This is a genomic window from Haloechinothrix halophila YIM 93223 (genome assembly GCF_000504245.1).
Classification (GTDB): domain Bacteria; phylum Actinomycetota; class Actinomycetes; order Mycobacteriales; family Pseudonocardiaceae; genus Haloechinothrix_A; species Haloechinothrix_A halophila.
Map to the genome: position 1 here is coordinate 2574154 of NZ_KI632509.1, position 18523 is coordinate 2592676.

Sequence of the window (18523 nt, forward strand, 5' to 3'; positions counted from 1 at the left end):
GCATGATGGGAACGCTGCGGCCGGAATCGGGAATGAACATCTGGATCTCTACGTTACGCTGCACGGACGGAGCGCAACCTTGGAGTAATGTCAAGGTTTTCGCTCGTGCTGGGCATGGCGAGGGCACGATGAGGAGTTGATCAGTTCCATGGACAACACCTGGACCTTGATGCGGGGCAGTATGCGCAGCGCGGACGTGCCTCGCAGCTTGCGGCCCGGCACGGTCAGCAGGATCGTCCGGTTCGCGCGGCCCCACTGGCGCAGGCTGGTCGTGTTCCTGCTGCTGACCATGATCTCCGCGGTACTCGCGGTGAGCACGCCGCTGCTCGCGGGCCGCGTCGTCGACACCATCGTCGGGGGCGAGGACAGCGGCATGGTCGTACTCCTCGCGCTCGCCATCGCTGGCATCGCCGTCGCGGACGCCGCGATCGGGCTCGCCGAGCGCTGGCAGTCCGCTCACATCGGCGAAGGCCTGATCTTCGACCTGCGCCGCGCGGTGTTCGAGCACGTGCAGCGCATGCCGATCGCGTTCTTCACCCGCACCCGCACCGGCGCGCTGGTGAGCAGGCTCAACAACGACGTCATCGGTGCGCAGCGCACCTTTACCGCGACGCTGTCCGGGTTCGTCACCAACATCATCCAGCTCGCGCTCTCCCTTGCGGTCATGATGACGCTGTCCTGGCAGGTCACGCTGTGTGCGCTGGTGCTGCTGCCGATCTTCGTGCTGCCCGCGCGGCGGATCGGGCGGAAGATGGCCGACCTGCAACGCGACGCCGCCACCCACAACGCCACGATGACCACACAGATGACCGAGCGGTTCTCGGCGCCCGGCGCGACCTTGGTGAAGCTGTTCGGCCGGCCGGTGGCCGAGGCGGACGACTTCGCCGAGCGCGCGGGCAAAGTACGCGATATCGGCATCCGCACCGCGATGCTGACCCGGTGGTTCCTGACCAGCCTGACGCTGGTGTCCTCGCTCGCTCTGGCGCTGGTGTACGGGTTCGGTGGCTGGCTCGCGATCGGTGGCGGCCTCGAGGCCGGCACCGTCGTCGCGCTCGCGCTGCTGCTGACCCGGCTTTACACCCCGCTGACCGCCCTGGCCAACGTCCGGGTGGACGTCATGACGGCGCTGGTGTCGTTCGAGCGGATCTTCGAGGTGCTCGACGTCAAGCCGGGCATCGACGAGAAGCCGGACGCCAAGCCGCTGCCCGACGGCCCGGTGTCGGTGGAGTTCTCCGATGTCCGGTTCTCCTACCCCTCGGCGAAGGATGTCTCGCTGGCCTCGCTCGAGGAGGTCGCCACGCTCGACACCAGGGGCGGTGAGGAGGTGCTGCACGGAGTGAGCCTGCACGCCCCCGCTGGGCGGATGGTCGCGCTGGTCGGCTCGTCCGGGGCGGGCAAATCCACGATCGCGTCGCTGGTGCCGAGGCTCTACGACGTCGACAGCGGATCGGTGCGGCTCGGCGGGATCGACGTGCGGGACCTGAGCTTCGCCACGCTGCGTGCGACCGTCGGCGTCGTCACCCAGGACGGGCACCTGTTCCACGACACCATCCGCGCCAACCTCGCCTACGCTCAGCCGGACGCCAGCGATGAGGAGGTCTGGGACGCACTGCGCAGGGCACGGCTGGACGACCTGGTGCTGTCGCTGCCGGACGGGCTCGACACCGTCGTCGGCGAGCGCGGCTACCGGCTTTCCGGCGGCGAGCGGCAGCGGCTCACGATCGCGCGGCTGCTGCTGGCTCAGCCGAGGGTGGTGGTGCTGGACGAGGCCACCGCGCACCTGGACTCCGAGTCGGAAACCGCGGTGAGCGCGGCGCTGGCCGACGCCCTCAACGGCAGGACGGCGATCGTCATCGCGCACCGGCTCTCCACCGTGCGGGCCGCGGACCAGATCCTGGTCGTCGAGGACGGTTCGATTGCCGAACGTGGCACCCACGAGGAACTGCTCGCGGCGTCCGGCCGCTACGCCGCGCTGTACCGGACACAGTTCGCCACCGACGAGTCGACGGACGAGCGACTGCAGCCATCCGAGGTCGCGTGATCGACGCGTGGACGCCACAGCGCGCTGCCCCGATGCGCGGGAGGGCGCACGTGTGAGTGAGGATGCCCGAGTGAGTGACGAATCGGTCGAGATCGGACACGACGCCGCGCTGACGGTGCTGCGGGCGCGAACGACCGTGCGCGCGGTGGCGCTGGTACTGCACGGCGGAGCCGAGCACGGCCACGAGCGCATCCGGCCGTGGTCGCACGCCTACCTGCGGATGGTGCCGTTCGCACGGGCGCTGCACCGGGCCGGCAGGGCGCACGGCCTTGAGGTACGGCAGGTGCGCAACCGGGTGCGCGGCTGGAACAAGCCGCACCTCCATCCGGTACACGACGCCAGGGAGGCGCTCGCCGGGATTCGCCGCAGCCATCCCGATGTGCCGGTCGTGCTCGTCGGGCATTCGATGGGCGGGCGGGTCGCGCTGCGGGTGGCCGACGATCCGAGTGTGGTCGCGGTGTGCGCGCTAGCGCCGTGGACGACCGAGAAGGACTGGGTCGAGCCGGTCTCCGGTGTCCGGGTGCTCATCGCCCACGGCACCCACGATGTGATCACCTCGCCGAGGGCGTCCTACGAGTACGCACAGCGGGCCGACCGGGTCACCGACGTGGTTCGCGCGGAGGTGCGGCACGAGGGTCACGCGCTGCTGCGCAGACCGGGAACGTGGACGCGGCTCGTCCTAGGATTCACACTGGACGCAGCAGGAATCGGAGCACGAAATGGGCAGCGAGAACCCCTCCTGACCTCGGCATGGGACCTTCCCGCAGCCGACAGACTCCGCTTCCGGGTGTAATTCACCGCCTCGCCGGGGCACGTCTCAGCTTTCCCCGACGTTGGTGGAATGATGCGCCCATCCAAACGCGGCTTCGCGCCGTCAGCACGGCGGCGCACGGGAGAGGATGAGGCTGATGGCTGACAGGCGTGGATCGCAGGGCCCTGGCTGGGGAAGCGGGCGCGGCCGGCATCAGGACGCGCAAATGATGCCGCTACCAGGCGCGCAGCGGAACCAGGCGCCGAGAACCCGCACGATGCCCACGCGACCGCCACAGCAGCCACCCCAGCGGCCGCCACGACCGCCGACGCAGCGTGGCGGGCAGCGCCCTATGCCGGGCGGCGGGCGCAAGCGCTGGGGCTTCCGCCGCGTCGCGAGCCTGATCGCGATCGTGCTGGTCGCGCTGCTGGTCGCCATGTGGCTGTATCTGGAGTTCTCGATCAACCGGGTCGACGCGCTCCCTGACTACGAGGGCAAGCCCGCGGCCGCCGAGGGCACCAACTGGCTGATCGTCGGTTCCGACAGCAGGGCAGGGCTGACGCCGGAGCAGGTCAAGCGGCTGCGCAGCGGCGACGAGAGTGCGGCGAGTGGCCAGCGCACCGACACGATCATGGTCGCCCACCTCCCGGACAACGGCACCAAGCCGACGCTGGTCAGCTTCCCGCGTGACTCGCAGGTCGATATCCCCGGTCACGGCGTCAACAAGATCAACGCCGCGTTCTCGTTCGGCGGGCCGGAACTGATGGCTCGCACCGTCGAGCAGGCGACCGGGCTGCGCATCGATCACTATGCCGAGATCGGGTTCGGTGGCTTCGCACGGATCGTGGACGCGGTCGGCGGCGTCGAGATGAACATCCCCGAGAAGATGGTCGACACGAAGACCGGCGTGACGATCCCGAAGGGCAAGCAGGAACTCGACGGTGCGCAAGCGCTCGGCTTCGTCCGGATGCGCCACAGCTCGGCGACCCCGCGTTCCGACCTGGACCGAGTGATCAACCAGCGCAAGTTCATCGGCGCGCTCGCGGGCGAGCTGTCCAGCCCCGCGACGTTCCTCAATCCGTTCGACGTCGTCCCGCTGCTGGGCGCGGCACCGGATGCGCTGACGATCGACGAGGGCGATCACCTGCACAACGTCGTCGGGCTCGGCTGGGCGATGCGGGGGATTTCCTCCGGCGGCACGGTGACCACCACGGTCCCGGTCACCTCCGGCTCGGCGACGAACTGGGACCCGGCGAAGTCCGAGCAGCTGTTCAACGCGCTGCGCAATGACAAGCCCATTCCCAAGGACGTCATCGTGAACTGACGCGGCTGATATGACGTTGGCCCGGCACCTGCTTCGGTGCCGGGCCAGCGTCATGTCGCGGCGTTGCTCAGCTTTTCGTGGCGGCTGCGTTAGCTTTCGGCGTTGCCCTCCTGCGACGCCCGAAGCGCTCGCAGTGCCTTATCGGCGTGCACGCTCATCCGAAGCTCGCTCTTGATGACGTCAAGGACGCGGCTGTCGGTACCGATCACGTAGGTCTTGCGCTTGGTCAGCAGCGGGCCTCGGTTGCGGCTCGCGCCGAACCGCGTGGCGATCGCGCCATCGGGATCGGACAGCAACGGGTAGTCGAAGTCGTTGCGGCTGGCGAACTCGGCCTGCGTGCTCACCGAGTCGCGGCTGATGCCGATGCGCTGCGCGCCGACCTCGGCGAACTCGGCCGCCAGGTCGCGGAAGTGGCAGCTCTCCGTGGTGCACCCCGCTGTCATCGCCGCGGGATAGAAGAACAGCACGACTGGCCCCTTCGCCAAGAACTCGGACAGGCTGCGGGGTGTGCCGTGCTGGTCGTGCGCCGTGAAGTCGGCGACGAGATCACCTTTGTGCATACGCCACATCGTGCCCGATTACGTCAGGTCATACTGCGGCAGGCCGGATGGCGGCCAGCACAGTCACCCACCACGATCCGAGCGGCCCGATGCGCTCACTCCGTCGCGATCAACTCGCCCATTTCCTCGGCGGGCAGCGGGCCGCGGAAGAAGCGGCCCCGCGCGGCGACCACGCCCATGCCCGCGAGCGCGGTCGCCTGTTCCTCGGTGTGCACACCCGCCGCACCGATCCGCACCCCGAGTTGCTTCGCGCTGCGGACGAGGTGCTCCAGGTGTTCGACCTGCGTCGCCCCAGGTTCGGACGCACCCAGCATCGCGTCGACGATCTGCCCGTTCAGCGACACGTACTCCACGGGGAGCCCGTTGCGCCGGATCAGTTCGAGGTCGGCCGCCGCCGAGACCGCGAGCACCAGCTTGACGCCGAGGTCGTTGAGCACGCTCAGCGAGTCGTGCACCTCGCCTCGGGTGTCGACCAGTGTGCCGCTGTCCGCGCACAGCCGTAGCGCCGTCGACGGGATGTCGTGCTTGGTGAGCTGGCTGCGGACGATGCCAACGAGGTCGTCGTCGATCGCGAGCCGCCGTGGCGGCAGCACACACAGGTCGGGCGTGTGCTCACCGGCCTGCTTGCGCCACTGGGCGTAGTCCTTGAGCGCCTGGTCGAACATCCAGGTGCCGATGCGGACGGTCATCCCGGTCGCGTCGGCCAGCGGCAGGAAGTCGTCGCAGTCCAGTACGCCTTCGGTGGGGTGGTTCCAGTAGAGCCGGGTGTTGACCACCGGCACCAGTTGTGAGCCGTCCAGCTTCACCATCGGCTGGTACCGCACCTCGAACTCGCCGCGTTCCAGGCCGCCCGCGATGCCCGCACCGAGCCGGTAGCGACGCCGGTCCTCGGTGTCCAGATCAGTCTCGAACAGCATCCACTTCGCCCTGCCCGCTTCCTTGGCGCGGTGCAGCGTGACCTCGGCGGCGCGCAGCATGTCCGTGTCAGAGGTGCTGCCAGGGGCACGCAGCACGATGCCCGCGCTGGCGCTGATGCCGACGCCGGTGTCGTCGAAGTAGATCGGCTCGGCGAGCCGGTCGAGCGCGTCCTCGACCCGGTCGATGACATGCTGCGGGGTGAGGTCACCCTTCAGCAGCACGCCGAAGCCGTCGCCGGTGAGGCGTGCGACGATCTCGTCGGCGCCGGTGAACGCGTGACGCAGCGTGGTCGCGATCCCTTTGAGGATCTTGTCACCCGCCTCCGAGCCGAGCCCGTCGTTGATCATGCGAAAGCCGTCGATGTCGAACAGCACCAGTGCGACGGTCGCGTGCGTCGTATCCACCATGGCGGATTCGAGCTGGCCGTGGAAGCTCGTCGCGTTGGGCAGCCCGGTCAGCGCGTCGTGCACGTTCTGGTGCCGCAACCGCTCGTGCAACAGGTTCAGGTCGGTGACGTCTTCGACCATCACGACCGGATACGTCATGCCCTCCTGGTCGGCCGGTAGCGAGCTGAGTGTGAGCTTGGCGCGCGCGTCGTCACCTTCGGCCTGCTTCAGGGCGGTTTCGAACCGGGTCGGTGCGTCGGGTTCGGCGCCGGAGTAGCTGGCGAGTAACGCGTCCAATGCCACCGCGTCGGGTTTGCTCGTGACGTAGTTGGTGAATTTCGTGTCAGCCAACGCGTCGGGCGCGATACCGAGCAACGTGCCAAGTGCGGGGTTGGCGCTGACGATTCCGCCTGTGGCATCCAGTAGTGCGATGCCGATGGGAGCGTCAGCGAAGAGGGCGACGAACCGATCGCTAGCCGCGCTCCGTGTGTCGATCGGAGCACACGGGTCGTTCAAGGTGCACCTCGTTCGGGGTATACCGCGTGGGCCGCTGCGGATGCGGTCCAAGCGGGTGGGCGGGCCGGACAGAACCAACACTGAGTATGGCTGAGAACGAACCCTTGCTAAATCACCATGAACCGTGTGAGGTGTCTACCGGCCGATAGAGTGACCTTGAGCGATTATTGATTACGTTTTGTGGTTTCGCCGGGAATCCTGTGCAGCTGCACAGGAAGGCCGTCCACCGGCACTGGCAATGCGACATAGTCCCACCGAGATTGGTACTTTTCCGGCAGTTTCCAACGGTAGGTTCGCAGCATTTCGTGTAGAAGAGCCTTCACTTCTATGGTGCCGAACTGCATTCCGATGCATTTGTGCGCGCCACCCCCGAAGGGAACCCACGCGAACCGGTGCGACTTGTCCTCCCTGCGATGCTCGGCGAACCGCTCCGGGTCGAACCGCATCGGGTGACTCCAGTATTCGGGCAAGAAGTGGGTCACCATCGGTGACAGCCCCACGAATGATCCCGCAGGCACATGGTGGCCGAGGATCTCGACGTCCGTGACGGTTTTGCGGGGCAGGCTGGGCACGGGCGCGATCAGTCGCAGCGACTCCTTGATCACCAGGTCGAGTGAGTGCAGCGACTCCAGCGCGGCGAGGTCCGGCAGGTCGTCACCCAGCGCGAGCGACTCCTGGCGGACCCGTTCCTGCCACTCCGGGTGCTTGCCGAGGTAGTACAGCGCGGCCGTGCTGGTGATGGTGGACGTGTCGTGCGCGGCCATCATCAGGAAGATCATGTGGTTGACGACGTCGGCGTCGTCGAACCGCTCGCCGTCTTCGGTCGTGGCGTGGCACAGCGCGGTGAACAGGTCGGAGCCGTCGCTGGCGCGCTTGGCGGGCAGGCTCTCGGTGAAGTAGCGCTCCAGGAGCGTGCGTCCGCGCAATCCCGCCGACCATCGACCGAACGGGACTGGATAGCGGATGATGGCGGTGCTCGCGCGCACCGTGTCGACGAACGCACGGTTGAGCCGTTCGGTCTGGCCGCCGGGCGGGGAATCCATGAACACGCGCGCCGCGATGTCAAGGGTGAGCCGCTTGAGTTGCCAGTACATCCGTAGCCGCTGACCAGTGGGCCAGTCGCGCATCCCTTCGCGCACCGCGGCGGTGACGTGGTCGGCGTAGCCCGCCATCCTGGGGCGGGTGAACGCCTGCTGCATGATCCTGCGGTGGAACTTGTGCTCGTCGAAGTCGAGCAGCATCAGGCCTCGGTGGAAGAACCTGTCGATGAAGAAATGCCAGCCTTCCTGCGAGAACGCCTTGTCGCCGTTGGCGAGCACCTGCTGAGCGGCGTCCGGGCCGACCAGGTTGATCATCCGCTCGCCGAGAATCCCCGACCAAGACACTGGGCCGTAGCGCTCGTAGCGGCGCAGCGCGAAGTCCAGGCCGTAGCGCATGAATTCAAGGCTGTGCCCGACGAATGGTGGACCGAAGTCACCGGGCACCGGCTTCAGTCCGCTGCCCGCCGGAGGTTCGGCGAACGGTTCTGCCGGCCAAGTCTTGCTGAGCACCTTGTTGTCGATGGCGCGGGGGAGTGGCACCGAGGTCAGTGTCGGGACACGTTCGCGGAGGCCGGTCACGAGGTTCGGCATCGAGTCCTCCCCAAAGAGGCTGCGCTATACGGATGTACAGCTCACGGTTCCGCGTTGTTGGCCGCTCGTCAAGAGGGTGCGACCGGGTGGGGGACGCGGCGGTGCGCTTCTGGTCGCCGGCGGGCCCCGTGGTCGGAGTTGTAAAAACAAGCACGCATGCTTGCTTTTTTCTTGTCGGGGTGCCAGGGTGGGCGAATAAGCGCAGGATGCGTCCCAGGCAATGAAGCAGGAGGACCGCATGGTCGAACTGTCGGCTGTCCTCGCCGATCTGGCGGCCGAGAGCGAGGAACTGGACCACGTCGTGGCCGGGTTGTCCGATGAGCAGTGGGCGCTCGACACCCCGGCGGCCGGCTGGACCATCGCACACCAAATCGCCCACCTGGCCTGGACGGACGAGCAAGCCCTGCTCGCCGCGAGCAAGCCAGACGTCTTCCTGAGCGAGCTGGAACAGGTCGCCGCAGAGGCAGACCCGCAGACGCTGGTTGACGACGCCGCTGCCGCGGGCGCGCAACGCAGCCCTGCCGAGTTACTGGCCGCGTGGCGGCAGGTCCGCGCCGAGCTGAGCGACGCGCTGGCGGCCGTGCCCGATGGCAGCAAGGTGCCGTGGTTCGGCCCACCGATGAGCGCGGCGTCCATGGCCACCGCCCGGATCATGGAAACCTGGGCGCACGGCCAGGACATCGTCGACACGCTGGGGCTCAGCCGCGAGCCCACCTCCCGGCTGCGGCACGTCGCCCACATCGGCGTGCGCACCCGCGACTTCGCCTACGCCGTCAACGGCACACCCGCCCCAGCTGAGCCGTTCCGGGTGGAGTTGACCGGCCCGGACGGTGACACCTGGACCTGGGGACCCGACGACGCCACCCAGCGCATCACCGGCGACGCACTGGAGTTCTGCCTGCTCGTCACCCAGCGCAGGCACCGTGACGACACCACGCTGACCGCCGAGGGCGCCGATGCCGATAACTGGCTCGGCATCGCGCAGGCGTTCGCGGGCCCGCCGGGCGGCGGCAGGAAGGCAGGGCAGTTCCAGTGATCCGCATCGGCAACGCCTCCGGCTTCTACGGCGACCGGTTCGCCGCTGTCAACGAGATGCTCACCGGCGGCGAGTTGGACTACCTCACCGGCGACTACCTCGCCGAACTGACCATGCTGATCCTCGGTCGCGACCTGATGAAGGACCCGAACCGCGGCTACGCCAAGACGTTCCTGCGGCAGATGCGGGAGAACCTGGCGCTGGCAGTCGAGCGCGACGTGAAGATCGTCGTCAACGCCGGGGGACTGAACCCGGCCGGGCTGGCCGACGCGCTACGGGAGCTGGCCGCCGAGCTGGACGTTGGCGCCAGCATCGCCCACGTCGAGGGCGACGACCTGCGGTCGCGTGCTGAGGAGCTGGACCTCGGTCAGCCGCTGACCGCCAACGCCTACCTCGGCGCGTGGGGGATCGCGGAATGCCTGCGGGGCGGTGCGGACGTCGTCGTCACCGGCAGGGTCACCGACGCATCGCTGGTCGTCGGACCGGCCGCCGCTCACTACGGCTGGAGCCCCGAGGACTACGACGCGCTCGCGGGCGCGGTCGTCGCGGGGCATGTCATCGAGTGCGGCGCGCAGGCCACCGGCGGCAACTACGCGTTCTTCACCGAACTCGACTCACTGGACCGGCCCGGCTTCCCGATCGCGGAGATCGCCGCCGACGGCAGCAGTGTCATCACCAAGCACAGTGGGGGTGCCCCCGCCAGTGAGGGCGTAGCCGGCGGGGGAGGCACCGGTGGCGCGGTCACGCTCGGCACCGTCACCGCGCAACTGCTGTACGAGATCGCTGGTGCGCGTTATGCCGGTCCGGACGTCACCGCTCGCTTCGACACCATCCAACTCAGCGAAGACGGCCCCGACCGAGTCCGCATCAGCGGGGTGTCCGGCGAGCCGCCACCACCCGAGTTGAAGGTGTGCCTCAATACCCTGGGCGGTTTCCGCAACGCGATGACGTTCGTGCTCACCGGGCTCGACATCGAGGCCAAGGCCGAGCTGATCAAACGCCAGGTGCACACGGCGCTCGCCGACGACCCGCCCGCCGAGATCAACTGGACGCTGGCGCGCACCGACGTGGCGGACGCGCCGACCGAGCAGCAGGCCAGCGCGTTGTTGCAGTGCGCGGTCAAAGACGCCGACGCCGCGAAGGTCGGCAGGCGATTCTCCGGCGCGGCGATCGAACTGGCGCTGGCGAGCTACCCAGGCTTCACCGTCACCGCACCACCCTCGGACGCCTCGCCGTACGGGGTGTACCGGGCGGCGTTCGTCGACGCCAAGGCGGTGCCGCATGTCGCGGTACTGCCGGATGGCGCCCGCACCGACATCGCCCCGGCGGCGAGCACCCAGCAGCTGACCGAGGTGGCCGAACCCGCCCTGCCCGAACGGCTGGAGCACGGCCCGACGCGTCGTGTCCCGCTGGGCACGATCGCGGGCGCACGCAGCGGCGACAAGGGCGGCAGCGCCAACCTGGGCGTCTGGGTGCGCTCCGAACACGCTTGGCGCTGGCTGGTGCACACGCTCACCGTCGGCGAATTGCGACGGCTGCTGCCGGAGACCGCTGAGCTGCCGGTGACCAGGCACGTGTTCGGCAACCTGTGGGCGCTGAACTTCGTCATCGACGACATCCTCGGTCAAGGTGTCGCGTCTCAGGCCCGCTTCGACCCGCAGGCCAAGGGTCTCGGCGAATGGCTGCGATCCCGTCATATCGACATCCCGGAGGAGCTGTGAGTTCTGCTGGCAGGAACGAACCATCAAGCACTGTGAGCGATCCGTTCGACACCCCTGAGCGCAAGGCGCTGCGAGAGACGGTGCGCCGGTTCACCCGCGAGGAAATCCTGCCGCACCAGGACGACTGGGAACGTGAGGGTGAACTGCCGCGCGAGCTGCATCGCAAAGCCGCCGACATCGGACTGCTCGGGCTGGCGTTCCCCGAGGAACACGGCGGCGGTGGCGGCGACGCCATCGACGCGCTGGTCGTGGCCGAGGAAATGATCTACGCGGGCGCGTCCGGCGGCCTGATCGCGTCGCTGTTCACCCACGGCATCGCGCTGCCGCACATCGCGACCGCGAACGACCCCGCGCAGATCGACCGCTGGGTACGGCCCACACTCGCAGGCGAGAAGATCGGCTCATTGGCGATCACCGAACCGGATGGCGGTTCCGACGTCGCGGGCATACGGACCACCGCCAAGCGCGATGGTGACGAGTATGTGGTCAACGGCGCCAAGACGTTCATCACCTCCGGCTGCCGGGCGGACTTCGTGACGACGGCGGTGCGCACGGGCGGTGAGGGCGCACACGGGGTATCGCTGCTGGTGATCGAGCGGGACACGCCGGGCTTCACGGTCTCGCGCAAGCTGGACAAGATGGGCTGGCGCTGTTCGGACACCGCCGAGCTGTCGTTCGCGGACTGCCGGGTGCCCGCGGCCAACCTGGTCGGCGAGGAAAACACCGGATTCGCACAGATCGCGCAGAACTTCGTCACCGAACGCCTCAGCCTCGCGGTGCAGGCATACGCGGCGGCGCAACGGTGTCTCGACCTCACCGTGGCGTGGTGCCGGGACAGGGAGACCTTCGGACGGCCGTTGATCTCCCGGCAGCTGGTGCAGCACAAGCTCACCGAGATGGCGCGGCGCACCGACGTCGCCCGCGTCTACAGCCGCGACTTGGCACGGCGCTACGTGGCGGGGGAGAACGTGCTGACGCAGGTCGCGTTCGCGAAGAACACCGCCGTCGAGGCGGGCGAGTGGGTCGCCAACGAGGCGGTTCAGCTGCACGGCGGGCTCGGCTACATGACGGAGTCCGAAGTGGAGCGTCAGTACCGGGACATGCGGATCCTGGGCATCGGTGGTGGAACGAACGAGATCATGACCGGGCTCGCGGCTAAGTTGTTGGGATACACATCATGAGGACTGCTTGCAGGCGTGAGGGCCGCTCGCGGGCCCGAACTGAAGCGACTGAATCATCAGACATCATGCTCGCCGACGCCGCGATGGTGGCGCGGCGTGCCGCGCGCGATGAGGAGGCGGCATGACGGTAGTGCGCACCAGCGTTGACGCGGCAGCGGAGGACTTCGCGGAGTACCGCGACGCGATGCTGACCAAGCTCGATGAGCTGGAGACCGAACACGCCAAAGCCATCGAGGGTGGCGGCGAGAAGTACACCGAACGGCACCGCAAACGCGGCAAGCTGCTCGCGCGGGAGCGCATCGAGCTGCTCATCGATGAGGACTCGCCGTTCCTCGAACTCTCGCCGCTGGCGGCGTGGGGATCTGACTACAAGGTCGGGGCGAGCATGGTGACCGGCATCGGCGTCGTGGAAGGCGTCGAGTGCATGATCATCGCCAGCGACCCGACGGTCAAAGGCGGGTCGATGAACCCGTGGAGCGTCAAGAAGGGCTTTCGCGCGGCAGACATCGCCGCGCAGAACCGGCTCCCCACGATCAACCTGGTCGAGTCGGGCGGCGCTGACCTGCCGACGCAGAAGGAGATCTTCATCCCCGGCGGGCGCACCTTCCGCGACCTCACGCGGGCGTCCAAGGAGCGGGTGCCCACGGTGGCGCTGGTGTTCGGCAACTCGACCGCGGGCGGTGCGTACCTGCCTGGCATGTCGGACTACGTCGTCATGGTCAAGGAACAGGCGAAGGTGTTCCTCGGCGGTCCGCCGCTGGTGAAGATGGCGACCGGCGAGGAGTCCGACGACGAGTCACTCGGCGGCGCCGAGATGCACGCCCGCACCTCTGGCCTCGCGGACTACCTTGCCGTCGACGAGGAAGACGCGATCCGGCTCGGCCGCAGCATCATCAAGCGGCTCAACTGGAACAAGCAGGGCCCGAGCCCCAAGCCGTCCTACAGTGAGCCGCGCTACGACGCCGAGGACTTGCTCGGCATCGTGCCCACCGATCTCAAGGTGCCGTTCGATCCGCGCGAGGTGATCGCCCGCGTCGTCGACGGCTCTGACTTCGACGAGTTCAAGCCGCTGTACGGCTCGAGCCTGGTCACCGGGTGGGCCGACATCCACGGTTATCCGGTCGGCATCCTCGCGAACGCGCGTGGCGTGCTGTTCAGCGAGGAGTCGCAGAAGGCCACGCAGTTCATCCAGTTGGCGAACCAGTCGGACACGCCGCTGCTGTTCCTGCACAACACCACCGGCTACATGGTCGGCAAGAACTACGAGCAGAACGGCATCATCAAGCATGGCGCGATGATGATCAACGCGGTGTCGAACTCGACGGTGCCGCACATCTCGGTGCTGATGGGCGCCTCCTACGGCGCGGGGCACTACGGTATGTGCGGGCGCGCGTACGACCCGAGGTTCCTGTTCGCGTGGCCGAGCGCGAAGTCCGCCGTGATGGGTGGCCAGCAGCTCGCCGGAGTGCTCTCCATCGTCGCCCGGGCGTCGGCCGAGAGCAGGGGACAGGCCTACGACGAGGACCAGGACGCCGCCATGCGCGCCATGGTCGAGGGCCAGATCGAAGCGGAGTCGGTGCCGACGTTCCTCTCGGGGATGCTCTACGACGACGGCATCATCGACCCCCGCGACACCCGCACCGTGCTCGGCATGAGCCTGTCCGCGATCCACAACGGACCAGTCGAAGGAGCGAGGGGCTATGGCGTCTTTCGAATGTGAGCACGGTGACCCGATGATCAATTCCGTACTGGTCGCCAACCGGGGTGAGATCGCGCGCCGGGTGTTTCGCAGCTGCGCGGACGCCGGGATCGGCACCGTGGCGGTGTACTCCGACGCTGACGCCGACCTGCCGCACACCCGCGAGGCCGACGCCGCCGTCCGGTTGCCGGGCAACACGCCGTCCGAGACGTATCTGCGGGGCGATCGCATCATCGAGGCCGCGCACCAGGCGGGCGCGGACGCCATCCACCCCGGCTACGGTTTCTTGTCCGAGAACGCCGACTTCGCCCAGGCGGTGCAGGACGCAGGGCTGACGTGGATCGGCCCGCCGCCCGCCGCGATCGCGTCCATGGGCTCCAAGGTGGAAGCCAAGCGGATCATGGCCGATGCCGGAGTGCCTGTGCTGTCCGAACTGGACCCCGCGGAGATCACAGCGGACCAGCTCCCGGTACTGGTGAAAGCGTCCGCCGGTGGTGGTGGCCGCGGCATGCGTGTGGTGCACGAGCTGTCAGCGCTGGAGGACGCCGTCAAGGCCGCATCGGCCGAGGCGGGATCGGCGTTCGGTGACGCCACGGTGTTCTGCGAACGCTACCTGCCCACCGGACGTCACATCGAGGTGCAGGTACTCGCCGACGAGCACGGCACCATCTGGGCCGTGGGTGAGCGCGAGTGTTCCATCCAGCGCCGCCATCAGAAGGTCATCGAGGAAGCGCCGTCCCCGCTGGTGGACGACGCGATGCGGCAGCAGTTGTTCGACGCCGCCCGCGCCGCCGCCAAGGCCATCGGCTACGTCGGTGCTGGCACCGTCGAGTTCCTGGCCACCGACAGCGGCGAGTTCTTCTTCCTCGAGATGAACACCCGGCTGCAGGTGGAACACCCGGTCACCGAGTGCGTCACCGGCGTCGATCTGGTCGGGCTGCAGCTGCGCATCGCCGAGTCCGACCGGCTGCCACCGGAGCCTCCGCCGCAGGACGGCCACGCCATCGAGGTGCGCCTCTACGCCGAGGACCCCGCCCAGGACTGGCAGCCGCAGAGCGGCACCATTCACGCACTCGACGTCCCGAGGGTGGCCGCCGAGTTCCGAATCCCGCCGCGTGGTGGGATCCGGCTCGACTCCGGTTTCGAGGGCGGTTCCGTTGTCGGCGTGCACTACGACCCGATGCTGGCCAAGGTCATCGCCTGGGCGCCGACCAGGGGCGAGGCGGCCCGCGCGCTGGCGGCGGCGCTGGCGGGCAGCAAGATCCACGGCCTTGTCACCAACCGGGACCTGCTGGTTACCGTGCTACGGCACCCGGCGTTTCTGGCTGGCGAGACCGACACCGCGTTCTTCGAGCGTCACGGCCTCGACACGCTGTCCACACCGCTGGCGGACGACCGCGCGCGCCAGCTCAGCGCGCTGGCCGCCGCGCTCGCGGCGGCCGCTGCCAACCGAGCGCAGGCGAAAGTCCTGTCCGGACTGCCCAGCGGCTGGCGCAACGTGGCCTCGCAGCGGCAACGCAAGAGCTACCGCGTCGGCGAGGACACCGTCGACGTCGACTACCGCATCACCCGTGCGGGCCTCGACGCCGATGGCCACGACGACGTCTCGCTTGTGACGTCTACCCCTGGGCGGGTGGTGCTGACCGTCGCCGGGGTGCGGCGCACCTTCGACGTCGCCCGTTACGGCGACCAGGTGTACGTCGACTCACCGCTCGGCCCGGTGGCCCTGCGCAGGCTGCCGCGCTACACCGACCCGGACGCCGCCGTGCCAGCGGGGTCGCTGCTGGCGCCGATGCCCGGCTCGGTGCTGCGAGTCGCCGTCGAGCAGGGCGCGACCGTCCAGTCCGGACAGCCACTGCTGTGGCTTGAGGCGATGAAGATGGAACACCAGATCAGCGCACCGGCCGACGGCGTCGTCGCCGAACTACCGGTCAGCCAGGGACAACAGGTCGACGTCGGCACCGTGCTCGCCGTCGTGCACGCAGCATCCGAGTCGTGAGTGCTGATCAGCGTTAGAACTCTGATCAGCACTCACGACCCAGCCATAAGGAGCGGACACAGTGAACAACTTCACCGAGACCGAGGAGCGGCAGGCACTGCGTAAGGCGGTGTACGACTTCGGCAGCAAGTACGGCCACGAGTACTACCTGAAGATCGCCCGCGAGGGCGGCCACACCAACGAATTGTGGGACGAGGCGGGCAAGCTCGGCTACATGGGCGTCGCCGTGCCCGAGGAGTACGACGGCGGAGGCGGCGGCATCGGCGACCTCGCCGCCGTGTGTGAGGAGCTGTGCGCGGCCGGGACGCCGCTGCTGCTGATGGTCGTCTCGCCCGCGATCTGCGGCACCGTCATCGCCCGCTACGGCACCGAGGAGCAGAAGCAGCACTGGCTTCCCCGGTTCGCCACCGGCGAGGTGCGGATGGCGTTCGCCATCACCGAACCGGACGCGGGCTCCAACTCGCACAAGATCACCACCACCGCGCGCCAGGACGGCGACGACTGGGTCCTCAACGGCCAGAAGGTCTTCATCTCCGGCGTCGATGAGGCCGAGGCGGTGCTGGTCGTCGGCAGGACCGAGGATGCCAAGACGGGCAAGCTCAAGCCAGCGTTGTTCATCGTGCCCACCGACGCGCCTGGCTTCGAAGCCCAGGACATCCCGATGGACATCGTCTCAGCCGACAAGCAGTTCACGCTGTTCTTCGACAACGTCCGGCTGCCCGCGAACGCGCTGGTGGGGGAGAGCACCGACACCGCGCTACTGCAGCTGTTCGCCGGGCTCAACCCGGAGCGCATCATGGGCGCGGCGTTCTCGCTCGGTCTGGCGCGGCTGGCGCTGAACAAGGCGACCGAGTACGCCAAGACCCGTAACGTCTGGGGTGCGCCGATCGGCTCCCACCAGGGCATAGCGCATCCGCTCGCGCAGATCAAGGTAGAGATCGAGCTGGCGAAGCTGATGACGCAGAAAGCGGCCGCGCTCTACGAGGCGGGCGACGACATGGGTGCGGGCGAAGCGGCCAACATGGCCAAGTACGCCGCAGCCGAAGCCGCGGTGCACGCCGTCGACCAGGCGGTGCACACCCACGGCGGCAACGGGCTCGCGACCGAGTACGGCCTGGGTGCGATGATCGCGGCAGTCCGGGTCGGGCGAATCGCGCCGGTAAGCAGGGAGATGATCCTCAACTTCGTGGCGCAGCATAGCCTTGACCTGCCGAAGTCGTACTAAGGAGTCACATGACATCGCTCGCGGGTAAGACGCTTCTCATGTCGGGCGGCAGCAGGGGCATCGGTGAGGCGATCGCCCTGCGTGCCGCTGCCGACGGCGCCAACGTCGCCATGATCGCCAAGACGGCCGAGCCGCACCCGAAGCTGCCCGGCACGATCTACACCGCCGCGAAGGCGGTCGAGGAGGCTGGCGGGCAGGCGCTGCCCATCGTCGGTGATGTCCGTGACGACGAGTCCGTCGCCAAGGCGATCGAAGACACGGTGGCGCGGTTCGGCGGCATCGACGTCGTCGTCAACAACGCCAGCGCGATCGACCTCTCGCCGACCGAGCACATCAGGATGAAGAGCTACGACCTGATGCAGGACATCAACACCCGTGGTTCGTTCCTGCTGTCGAAGTTGTCGATCCCGTACCTGCGGAACTCCGACAATCCGCACATCCTGACGTTGTCGCCGCCGATCAGCCTGGACCCGAAGTGGTTCGGGCAGATCGGCACCGGCTACACCATCGCGAAGTACGGCATGAGCCTGGTGACGCTCGGGTTGTCCGAGGAACTGCGCGGTGACGGCATCGCGGCGAACTCGCTGTGGCCGCGCACGACGATCGACACCGCCGCGATCCGCAACGTGGTCGGCGCCGAGCTCGCCAACACGTCGCGGACGCCGCAGATCATGGCCGACGCTGCGCACGCGATCGTCACCAAGCCGAGCAAGGAAGCGACGGGGCAGTTCTTCATCGACGACGAGGTGCTGACCGCCGCGGGCGTGACCGACTTCGCGCAGTACCGGCTCTGTGAGCGGGAGGAAGACCTCTCGCCGGATCTGTGGGTCGAGGGGAGCCGCTGAGCATGACGTCGGTGCGGCAGCCGCAGCAGGATCGGAGCAGGCAGACGCGGCGGCGGTTGCTGGATGCCGCCGTCGCGTGCCTGACCGAGCTGGGCTGGACCCGCACCACGGTCGTGGTCGTCGCGGAGCGAGCCGGGGTCTCGCGGGGGGCGGCGCAGCATCACTTCCCGACCCGTGAGGATCTGATCAACGCCGCTGTCAACTACGTCTCCGAAGTGCAGTTGGAGGAGCTGGCCGACCAGGTCGCGGCATTGCCGACCGACGGGACGCGGCGACGCGCGGTCGTGGAGATGCTGCTCAACCTGTACACCGGGCCGTCGTTTCGCGCCGCGTTGCACCTGTGGGTGGCGGCGTCGACCGACGAGCCGCTGGGTGCGCTGATCAAGCCGCTGGAACGGCAAGTCGGTCGCGAAGCGCACCGGATGGCGGTGAACCTGCTCGACGTCGACGAGTCCGTGCCCGGCGTCAGGGAGACGGTCCAGGCCACGTTGGACCTCGCGCGCGGGCTCGGGCTGGCGAACCTGCTCAGCGACGACACCGCCCGCCGCGCCCGCATCGTGGCGCAGTGGACGTCGATGCTGGAAGCGGAGCTGTCAGCGGCCACGGTGTCGTAGCGCTCAGATCCGACCCAGGCGGGCTTGACTGTTGGGGTGACCTGGCTCACGATAGCTTTCACAACTTGGCATCTCA

14 protein-coding genes are annotated in these 18523 nt (G+C 68.2%); 11 read left to right on the forward strand and 3 right to left on the reverse strand.

Annotated elements, in window-relative coordinates; all coding sequences use genetic code 11:
- Nucleotides 1-148: 148 nt before the first annotated feature.
- From AMYHA_RS11725 to AMYHA_RS11735, 3 genes are all read left to right on the forward strand, one after another.
- Nucleotides 149-2041, forward strand: a complete 1893-nt coding sequence (locus AMYHA_RS11725; protein WP_034270902.1) for an ABC transporter ATP-binding protein — start codon at nt 149-151, stop codon at nt 2039-2041.
- Between the two features lie 70 nt (nt 2042-2111).
- Nucleotides 2112-2834, forward strand: a complete 723-nt coding sequence (locus AMYHA_RS11730; protein ID WP_407919885.1) for an alpha/beta hydrolase — start codon at nt 2112-2114, stop codon at nt 2832-2834.
- A gap of 106 nt (nt 2835-2940) precedes the next feature.
- Nucleotides 2941-4116: an LCP family protein gene (locus tag AMYHA_RS11735; protein WP_407919886.1), complete on the forward strand. Its 1176-nt coding sequence runs from the start codon at nt 2941-2943 to the stop codon at nt 4114-4116.
- Nucleotides 4117-4205: 89 nt separating this feature from the next.
- Here the strand turns inward: AMYHA_RS11735 and AMYHA_RS11740 are convergent, their stop codons facing one another.
- The 3 genes from AMYHA_RS11740 to AMYHA_RS11750 all read right to left on the reverse strand — a co-directional run bounded on the left by AMYHA_RS11740 (nt 4206) and on the right by AMYHA_RS11750 (nt 8127).
- Complete coding sequence (locus tag AMYHA_RS11740) at nt 4206-4676, reverse strand: peroxiredoxin (RefSeq protein WP_034270904.1); 471 nt, start codon at nt 4674-4676, stop codon at nt 4206-4208.
- 95 nt (nt 4677-4771) lie between these two features.
- Nucleotides 4772-6496, reverse strand: a complete 1725-nt coding sequence (locus tag AMYHA_RS11745; protein WP_051399792.1) for an EAL domain-containing protein — start codon at nt 6494-6496, stop codon at nt 4772-4774.
- 164 nt (nt 6497-6660) lie between these two features.
- Nucleotides 6661-8127, reverse strand: coding sequence for a cytochrome P450 (locus AMYHA_RS11750; RefSeq protein ID WP_034270907.1), 1467 nt, complete (start codon nt 8125-8127; stop codon nt 6661-6663).
- 238 nt (nt 8128-8365) lie between these two features.
- On the opposite strand from AMYHA_RS11750, the gene AMYHA_RS11755 reads away from it, so the two are divergent.
- The 8 genes from AMYHA_RS11755 (at nt 8366) to AMYHA_RS11790 (ending at nt 18447) form a co-directional block, all read left to right on the forward strand.
- Nucleotides 8366-9163 (forward strand): TIGR03084 family metal-binding protein, encoded by a 798-nt coding sequence (locus AMYHA_RS11755; protein WP_034276892.1) that lies wholly within the window; start codon nt 8366-8368, stop codon nt 9161-9163.
- Nucleotides 9160-10884: an acyclic terpene utilization AtuA family protein gene (locus tag AMYHA_RS11760; protein WP_034270909.1), complete on the forward strand. Its 1725-nt coding sequence runs from the start codon at nt 9160-9162 to the stop codon at nt 10882-10884. The genes AMYHA_RS11755 and AMYHA_RS11760 overlap by 4 nt, the downstream gene beginning before the upstream one ends.
- Nucleotides 10885-10916: 32 nt before the next feature.
- Complete coding sequence (locus tag AMYHA_RS11765) at nt 10917-12065, forward strand: acyl-CoA dehydrogenase family protein (protein WP_034270912.1); 1149 nt, start codon at nt 10917-10919, stop codon at nt 12063-12065.
- A 121-nt stretch (nt 12066-12186) separates the two neighbouring features.
- Complete coding sequence (locus tag AMYHA_RS11770) at nt 12187-13785, forward strand: acyl-CoA carboxylase subunit beta (protein ID WP_034270915.1); 1599 nt, start codon at nt 12187-12189, stop codon at nt 13783-13785.
- A 13-nt stretch (nt 13786-13798) separates the two neighbouring features.
- On the forward strand, nt 13799-15763 hold the full coding sequence (locus tag AMYHA_RS11775; protein WP_034276896.1) for an acetyl/propionyl/methylcrotonyl-CoA carboxylase subunit alpha: 1965 nt from the start codon (nt 13799-13801) through the stop codon (nt 15761-15763).
- A 61-nt stretch (nt 15764-15824) separates the two neighbouring features.
- Nucleotides 15825-16988, forward strand: a complete 1164-nt coding sequence (locus AMYHA_RS11780) for an acyl-CoA dehydrogenase family protein (RefSeq protein ID WP_034270919.1) — start codon at nt 15825-15827, stop codon at nt 16986-16988.
- 8 nt (nt 16989-16996) lie between these two features.
- The gene (locus AMYHA_RS11785) at nt 16997-17833 is read left to right on the forward strand and encodes an SDR family oxidoreductase (protein WP_034270922.1); all 837 of its coding nucleotides are present in this window, start codon (nt 16997-16999) and stop codon (nt 17831-17833) included.
- Nucleotides 17834-17835: 2 nt separating this feature from the next.
- Nucleotides 17836-18447 carry a TetR/AcrR family transcriptional regulator gene (locus AMYHA_RS11790; protein ID WP_034270925.1) on the forward strand — a complete coding sequence of 204 codons (612 nt, stop codon included), beginning with the start codon at nt 17836-17838 and terminating at the stop codon, nt 18445-18447.
- Nucleotides 18448-18523 lie beyond the last annotated feature (76 nt).

What these genes read in the sequence shown, in the direction of transcription:
- AMYHA_RS11775 (WP_034276896.1), top strand. Translation starts at nt 13,799, where the DNA reads ATGATCAATTCCGTACTGGTCGCCAACCGGGGTGAGATCGCGCGCCGG.
- AMYHA_RS11785 (WP_034270922.1), top strand. Translation starts at nt 16,997, where the DNA reads ATGACATCGCTCGCGGGTAAGACGCTTCTCATGTCGGGCGGCAGCAGG.
- AMYHA_RS11750 (WP_034270907.1), bottom strand. Translation starts at nt 8,127, where the DNA reads ATGCCGAACCTCGTGACCGGCCTCCGCGAACGTGTCCCGACACTGACC.
- AMYHA_RS11740 (WP_034270904.1), bottom strand. Translation starts at nt 4,676, where the DNA reads ATGCACAAAGGTGATCTCGTCGCCGACTTCACGGCGCACGACCAGCAC.
- AMYHA_RS11725 (WP_034270902.1), top strand. Translation starts at nt 149, where the DNA reads ATGGACAACACCTGGACCTTGATGCGGGGCAGTATGCGCAGCGCGGAC.
- AMYHA_RS11735 (WP_407919886.1), top strand. Translation starts at nt 2,941, where the DNA reads ATGAGGCTGATGGCTGACAGGCGTGGATCGCAGGGCCCTGGCTGGGGA.
- AMYHA_RS11755 (WP_034276892.1), top strand. Translation starts at nt 8,366, where the DNA reads ATGGTCGAACTGTCGGCTGTCCTCGCCGATCTGGCGGCCGAGAGCGAG.
- AMYHA_RS11770 (WP_034270915.1), top strand. Translation starts at nt 12,187, where the DNA reads ATGACGGTAGTGCGCACCAGCGTTGACGCGGCAGCGGAGGACTTCGCG.
- AMYHA_RS11790 (WP_034270925.1), top strand. Translation starts at nt 17,836, where the DNA reads ATGACGTCGGTGCGGCAGCCGCAGCAGGATCGGAGCAGGCAGACGCGG.